At 61.6% G+C, this 7,162-nt stretch carries 2 protein-coding genes and 3 pseudogenes; 3 read left to right on the forward strand and 2 right to left on the reverse strand.

The window, feature by feature from the left end; translation table 11 throughout:
• Positions 1-154 precede the first annotated feature (154 nt).
• Together BZ163_RS06670 and BZ163_RS06675 are read left to right on the forward strand one after the other, a co-directional pair.
• Positions 155-1,827 (forward strand): annotated as a pseudogene (locus BZ163_RS06670) (nitrite/sulfite reductase).
• Positions 1,824-2,303, forward strand: a complete 480-nt coding sequence (locus BZ163_RS06675) for a DUF934 domain-containing protein (protein ID WP_128870279.1) — start codon at positions 1,824-1,826, stop codon at positions 2,301-2,303. The pseudogene BZ163_RS06670 and the gene BZ163_RS06675 overlap by 4 nt, the downstream one beginning before the upstream one ends.
• A gap of 34 nt (positions 2,304-2,337) precedes the next feature.
• Here BZ163_RS06675 and BZ163_RS06680 read toward each other — a convergent pair.
• Positions 2,338-4,687 (reverse strand): annotated as a pseudogene (locus BZ163_RS06680) (tetratricopeptide repeat protein).
• Positions 4,688-4,899: 212 nt separating this feature from the next.
• Between BZ163_RS06680 and BZ163_RS06685 the strand changes: the two are divergent.
• Positions 4,900-5,571: a DUF3313 domain-containing protein gene (locus BZ163_RS06685; RefSeq protein ID WP_128870280.1), complete on the forward strand. Its 672-nt coding sequence runs from the start codon at positions 4,900-4,902 to the stop codon at positions 5,569-5,571.
• A 115-nt stretch (positions 5,572-5,686) separates the two neighbouring features.
• Here the strand turns inward: BZ163_RS06685 and BZ163_RS06690 are convergent.
• A pseudogene (locus BZ163_RS06690) lies at positions 5,687-7,162 on the reverse strand (spermidine synthase); the annotation flags it as partial.

Genomic DNA, 7,162 nt, shown 5'->3' on the forward strand with positions numbered 1-7,162 from the left:
GGATCAGATGAAGGACTTGACCAGTGGTGATCCTCAGCGACCTGATACGGTTTTTTGGCGTTCAGGTGAATCTATTACCTACTGCACCGCAGGTTCATAGTCGACGCCTCGAAAACCAGCCGCAGAGCCCGATCACCCCTGATGAGGTAGCCACATGTATCAGTACGACGACTATGACCGGGCGCTGGTCTTCGAGCGGGTTGCGCAATTTCGCGACCAGGTCGAACGCTTCATGGCGGGCGAATTGAGCGAAGAGGAGTTTTTGCCGTTGCGCCTGCAGAACGGCCTGTACCTGCAAAAGCACGCCTACATGCTGCGCGTGGCCATTCCCTACGGCACCTTGAGCGCGCAGCAGATGCGCACGCTGGCGAGCATCGCCCGGGATTACGATCGTGGGTATGGTCACTTCACCACGCGCCAGAACCTGCAATTCAACTGGATCGAACTGGCCCAGGTCCCGGATATCCTCGAACGCCTGGCCCAGGTAGAAATGCACGCGATCCAGACCTCGGGCAATTGCGTACGCAACATCACCACCGAAGCGTTTGCCGGGGTCGCCGCCGACGAGTTGATCGACCCTCGGCCCCTGGCGGAAATCCTGCGGCAATGGTCGACCATCAACCCGGAATTCCTGTTTCTGCCGCGCAAGTTCAAGATCGCTATCTGCTCGGCGCAGCAGGACCGCGCCGCGATCATGATGCACGACATCGGCCTGTATCTTTATCCCGGTGCCGACGGGCAATGCTGCTGCGGGTGATTGTCGGCGGCGGTTTGGGGCGTACGCCGATCCTTGGGCTGCAGATTCGCGAAGGGTTGCCGTGGCAGCACCTGCTGTCCTACGTCGAGGCCGTGCTGCGCGTCTACAACCGCCACGGCCGGCGCGACAACAAGTACAAGGCGCGGATCAAGATTCTGGTCAAGGCGCTGGGTATCGAGGCCTTTGCCAGGGAAGTCGAGGAGGAGTGGCAGTACCTCAAGGACGGTCCGGCGCAATTGACCGAAGTCGAATATGAGCGTGTCGCCAGTGCCTTCGTGGCCCCCGATTATCGCTCACTGTCCGATACCGACCTGGAATTCGGCACGCGTCTGGCAGAGAACCCGGCGTTTGCCCGTTGGGTGGCGCGCAATGTCCAGCCGCATAAGGTGTCGGGTTATGCCAGCGTCGTGTTGTCGACCAAACCGGGCATCGCGGCCCCGCCCGGTGATGTCACCTCCGAGCAGATGGACGCGGTTGCAGCGTGGTCCGAGCATTTCGGTTTTGCTGAAATCCGCATCGCCCATGAGCAGAACATTGTCCTGCCCGACGTGGCGAAAACCGAGCTGTTCGCCCTCTGGCGCCTAGCCTGCGAACAAGGCCTGGGCAGCGCCAATATCGGTTTGCTGACCGATATCATTGCCTGCCCTGGCGGCGACTTCTGCGCGCTGGCCAATGCAAAGTCCATCCCCATCGCCCAGGCGATTCAGGGACGTTTCGAAGACCTGGACTATCTGCACGACCTGGGTGATATCAGCCTCAATATCTCCGGCTGCATGAATGCCTGCGGCCACCACCACATCGGCAACATCGGCATTCTCGGGGTCGATAAAAACGGCAGCGAGTGGTACCAGATCACCCTTGGCGGCTCACAGGGCAAGCACAGCGCGTTGGGCAAGGTCATCGGCCCGTCCTTCAGCGCCGCCGAAGTGCCCGAGGTGATCGATCGGATCATCGCCACCTTCGTGCGTTACCGCGAGAGCGACGAGTTGTTTGTCGACACCTTGCAGCGCATCGGCCTGGAGCCGTTCAAGGAAGAGGTTTACCCCAAGCTCCTGGAGGTCCCGGCATGAACAATCTGCTGCGACTGGAAGACGCTGTGGCGCGGATTGTCGCTGACGATCCGTGGACGCTGGTCAGGAATCCCGATGGGGATTTACCGACGGGCCCGGTGATTCTGCCGTTGACCCGCTGGCTTGACGATCCGCAGAAGCATGCAGTGTGGCTGGGACCGGATGATGAAGTGGAAAGCCTCAAGCCATGGTTTGGACACCTGCCGCTGATTGCCCTGGATTTTCCTAGCTTCAGGGACGGTCGCGGATATAGCCAGGCGTACCTGCTGCGCACGCGATTGGGCTGGGCAGGTGAGTTACGCGCGGTGGGTGATGTATTGCGTGACCAGCTCAGCCATATGCGCCTGTGTGGTTTTGACAGCTTTGCCGTGCGCGAGGACAAATCCGCCGAGGATGCGCTCAAGGGGTTGGCCGGGATGAGCGTGTTGTATGGCCGCTCGGTGATCGAGCCGCGGCCGTTGTTCAGACGACGGTGAGGCTGCGATCTTTTGATTGTCCCTGTACCGAAAATCACTTCAACGCCGGATCACCCATGTTCATCTTCTTCCAGCCCTGCAACAACACCTGCGCCTTCGGTTCCTGCCCGTTCTCCAGGTAATACTGGATCAGCGCCAACCGCGCATTGCGATTCGCCGGCTGCTCTTTCAACAGTCTTTCCAGCTCCTGGCAGGCGTCATCGACCTTGCCACTGTCGTGCAACGCCACCGCGAGGACATAGCCGTATTGGGCGTTCTGCGGCTCCAGTCGAGCGGCTTTACGCAGGGCCGGCATGGCCTGGTCCGCCTGGCCGGCACGAATCAGCGCCAAGCCTTGGGTATGTTGCAGCAGGGCGGCGTCCGGATGCTCTTTCAGGCTCTGTTGCAGCAGCGCCTGGGCTTCCTGAGCGCGCCCGCCGGCTTCCAGCCATTGCACCAGCGTCACCAGCGCCGGGTGGAAATCCGGATCGCGCTTGAGGGCGGTGCGCAGCAGCGCTTCTACTTCGCCGCCGCGCCCGCTGGCCTGATAGAGCATGGCCAGGTTGAGGTTGGCTTCGGCGCGTTCGGCCAGGCTTTTCTGCACGGTTTCATACTCGGCGATGGCCGCGTTCCAGTTGGCCTGGGCGTTGCCCAAACCCGTGCGGGCCACACTGAGCAAGTCCCGGGCCGCGACGATGCGCACGGCCTTCACCGGATCCCCCAGCAATGGCGTCAGCCGCGACGCACGCTCCGCCGGCGGCAGGAACGCGCTGATTGCCCGCACAGCGCTTTCGCGCACTTGCGGCGCCGGGTTGTTCAAGTCCCGGGTGGCGAGGTTCAACGCCTGCTCACTGGGATACAGCGGCAATTCGGCCAACAAGGTCGCACGCTGGATCGCCGGCAGATTGCTGCGTTGCAGCTGCTCGTACAAGGCTTGCGCCGCGCCGGGCCGGCCGTTGCGGATCAGCCACAGGCTCTCGTCGTAGCGTGGAGCCAGGGCGGTGGTGGCACTGTTCCAGAGCTTGAACTGTTCGGTGACCTTGTCGCCGGCCTTGCCCTGGTGACAGGTCAGGCAGGCGTCCGGGGTGCCGAGTGTTTTCGCGCGCACAGGGTCGGGAATGCTGAAGCTGTGGTCATGGCGAAAGTCATTGCCCATGTAGAACTTGCCGGGCATGTGGCAATCCACGCACTGCGAGCCGGGCTGGCCCACGGGGTGGCGGGTGTGGTCGATTGAATCGTAGTTCTTTGCCTGCAGGCCCTTGCCATCGACGCCTGCCACCGAGGTGTTGCCGGCGCTGTTGTGGCATTGCAGGCACACGCCATTGCCGGGGGCCTTGAGTTGGGTGCTGTGGGGGTTGTGGCAGTTGCTGCAACGCACGCCCTTGTCGAACATTTTGCTCTGGGTGAACGACCCGTGTTCGAACACCTCGTCCTTGATCTTGCCATCCAGGGCATACAACTCGCGGGTCAGGGTGCTCGGCAGGTAATCGTCCATCAAGCGCTTGCCGACGGTGAAGCCATCGCCCAAGGGGGGCGCGGCGGGCGTGGCAGCGGTGCACAGGTTCGAGCTCGACGGTGGCGTCCTTGTCCTTGAGGTCGACGGCAAAACCGGCGTGGCTCAGGTCGCCTTTGCTGGCGGTCCACGCCAGGTGATTGGACGCCGGGCCATGACAGGCCTGACAGCCGACTCCGAGGCTGTTCCAGTGGCTGTCGAAGGTGTTTTTGACCGGATCGAAATTGCGTTTATAGCCGGTGGTGTGGCATTCGACACACATGAAATTGGCGTTCTGGCTGGGCTTGCTCCAGTGCAGCGGGTTTTTGAAGTTCACGCCTTGGCCCGGATAGAGGTGAAACCAGCGCTGTTTTTCGCTATCCCAGGCCACGCCCAACGCTTGCAACCGACCTTCGCCGACCTCGATCAGGTACTGCTGCAACGGCGCGATGCCGAAGGTGTAGGCCACCTTGAAATCGGCGTTCTTGCCATCGATGCCAGGGGTGTTGACCCAGAATTCGTCGTTGTTGCGCAAGAAACGGGTGGTTTCATTTTCGGCCTTGAAGGTGACGTTATTGAAGTCACCCAGCATCGTTTTGGTAGTGGCGGGCTGCATCGCCAATTGGTGATGGGAGCCTTGCCAATCCTTGACTTGCTCGCTGTGGCAGCCTTGGCACTGTTGCTCATCGACCATTTTCGCCGGTGCCGGGGCAACCGGTTGCGGCTTCACCGGTACGGTGACGGGCGCAGTGACCACGGCCGTGGGAGCCTGTTGGCTGCTGAACAAAAACCAGCCGATGCCCGCGACGGCCATCAGCAATAAACCTATGGTGACGGGAAACAGATAACGGGCAATCAGGGGCGGAGCTGAATCGGGGGTCGGTGCAGGCGCTTTATTTTTATGTTTCGGCATTGCGACTTCCATAGTCCGGGTGCATTTACCGTCAGGCGCGCGTTACAGCTGGATGCAGCTTTGCCGGATGGCCGCCGTCTGTCAAATGTCGGCTGTGATCCGGTGGCGGTAATGGCGCAATAGTGTGATTTTCACTGCAAAAGGCGCTGCATTGGCTATACCTGTAAGACCCTTGTTTGTACCCTTGTCGAACCGCTTACAGGAGTTACAGCATGAAGTTTGCATTAATGATGAGCACTCTGTGCATTTCCTCGATCGCAATGGTGGGCTGCTCCAGTAAAGTCGTGGAGCCGGACCAGTATTCGGGGTTCCTCAAGGATTACAGTCAGCTCAAGGAAGCCCAGTCACCCTCGGGTGCTACCGTGATGCGCTGGGTCGATCCCAAGCTCGACATCAAAAAGTACAGCAGCGTCTACATTGAACCGACCCAGCTCTATCCCAAGCCCCAACCGACCGCGAAGATCCCCCAGGGCACCCTGAGCGGCATCACCAGTTATTACGATCAGGCGCTCAAGCGTGAAGTGGGTAAATCCCTGCCGCTGGCGGCGGGCCCTGGCCCCGGTGTGCTCGTGGTGCGTGCAGCGATTACCGCTGTCAGCAGCAAAACCGAGGGCCTGAAGCCTTATGAAGTGATCCCGATTGCCCTGGTGGCTGCGGCGGTGAGTACGGCAAGCGGTATCCGCGATCAGGAAACCGACCTGGCCACGGAAGCGGTGTTCCTTGACGGCGGCAACAACAAAGTCCTGGCCCAGGTCGTGCGCAAAGGCACCGGCAAGCCGCTGGAAAACGAGTCGCAGGTGATGAAGGCCGATGATGTGAAAGGGGTGATCGATGGTTGGGCCGCGGATTTGCATCAGTCTTATCTGAAGCTCAAGTCCAAGTGATGTAGTGAGGCTGAGGGCCTCTTCGCGAGCAAGCCCGCTCCCACAGGGATTGGTGTCGTACCTGGCAGTTGGACACTACACAACACCCTGTGGGAGCGAACTTGCAGGCGCCGCATCACTCCCCGACAAACCACCGGAAATACGGATTCCCCCCATCCCCGCGCATCACCTCGCGAATATCCCTGGCCCAGGCATCCCGGTCGCCGTCATAGGCATGCAGGCTCGCCCGATAAAACTGCATCAACCGCTGCTGGTGAACGTTCATGCGCTCATTGAAGCCCGTGTCCGCATTCTCCAGCACTGGTGGCTGACGCAGGTCCAGAAGCGTCGGCAACACCCGGGTAATCTCCTTGGAACGGACCCACGGCGCATATTCGATCCGCGGCTGGTCGTCGGTGACCGCGAGCGCGTCAGCGGCAAAGCGCTCAAGGCCGGCACGATCGGTGACCCAGGTCGCCAGTAACGCCGCGGCTGAACCGATGCCCACGTCCTGCAAGGTGCTGCGTACGCTGCCGCGCTCGAAGCGCTCGCTGATTTTCGCCGCATCCAGCTCGATCGGTGCCATCGACCCCACCAGCAGCATTTCGTGGAACTCGCTGGTCCACAAGGTGGCGTAAGGGAAGACATCGAGAAAGCTGCGCACCAGTGAGCGCCGAGTCGTCGATGTTCTGGGTAGGCAGTGGCAACCACTGGGCGACCAGGCCCTGGGGTTCCAGGCGACTGGCGGCCAGTTGGTAGAAGTCCCGGGAATACAGGTTCACCACCCCGGCGGCGGAGGGCGGTGGGGGTTCGAGGGTGATCAAGTCGTAGCGTTGCGGGTTCACGCAGCAGCTTCCTGGCGCCCATCGCGCAGCGTCGTCAACACCGGGATCGGCCGCGGCACTTGTAGTTGCCTTTGAACATCGGGCGCGGCTCTGACCACCGAGGGCAGCAACTCGGCCACTACCCGGGCGCTCCAGCCCGGGATAACGGGTCAGGGCGCCAGCGGTGATGCCGGTGCCAAAGCCGATCACCAGCGCCGAACGCGGTTCGCCGTTGTGGATCAACAGCGGCAGCAGTGCCTGGATGCGCATGTAGCGCAACGATGGCATGGCGTCGCCGGTGTTGGACACGCCCTGGATGTACAGGCGCTGGAACGCTTTCGACCCTTTGCCTTGGGTGACCACGGCCACGGTCCCGCCGCGTCCTTCTTCATAGAAGGCCAGGGTGGCGTTGCGCGCACCGGGGAGCAGGCTGGCGAGTTTGTCCGCCGGGGTCATCAGCGCCACGGTCACCGACAACAAGCCTACCGTGACCACGGCCTGACGCCGGCCTTTCTTTACGTCATGGCCCTTACGCACTGCGCAATAACCGATCCCGGCGGCGACCATCGCCAACAGCCCCAGGGTATGGACCAGTCCCAGCAGCGGGATCAATACAAACCCGCAAAGCATGACCCCGATAATCCCCCCCAGGGTGTTGAACGCCACCACCGCGCCGACATCCCGACCGACCCGCTCATGGCCGACGCTCAGGCGCAGGGCCAAGGGGAAAGCGGCGCCGAGCATCAGTGTCGGAATGAAGACAATGCTCAACGCTGCGACGGCAAAAC

Source organism: Pseudomonas sp. VI4.1, from assembly GCF_002029345.1.
In the GTDB taxonomy this organism is placed as follows: domain Bacteria; phylum Pseudomonadota; class Gammaproteobacteria; order Pseudomonadales; family Pseudomonadaceae; genus Aquipseudomonas.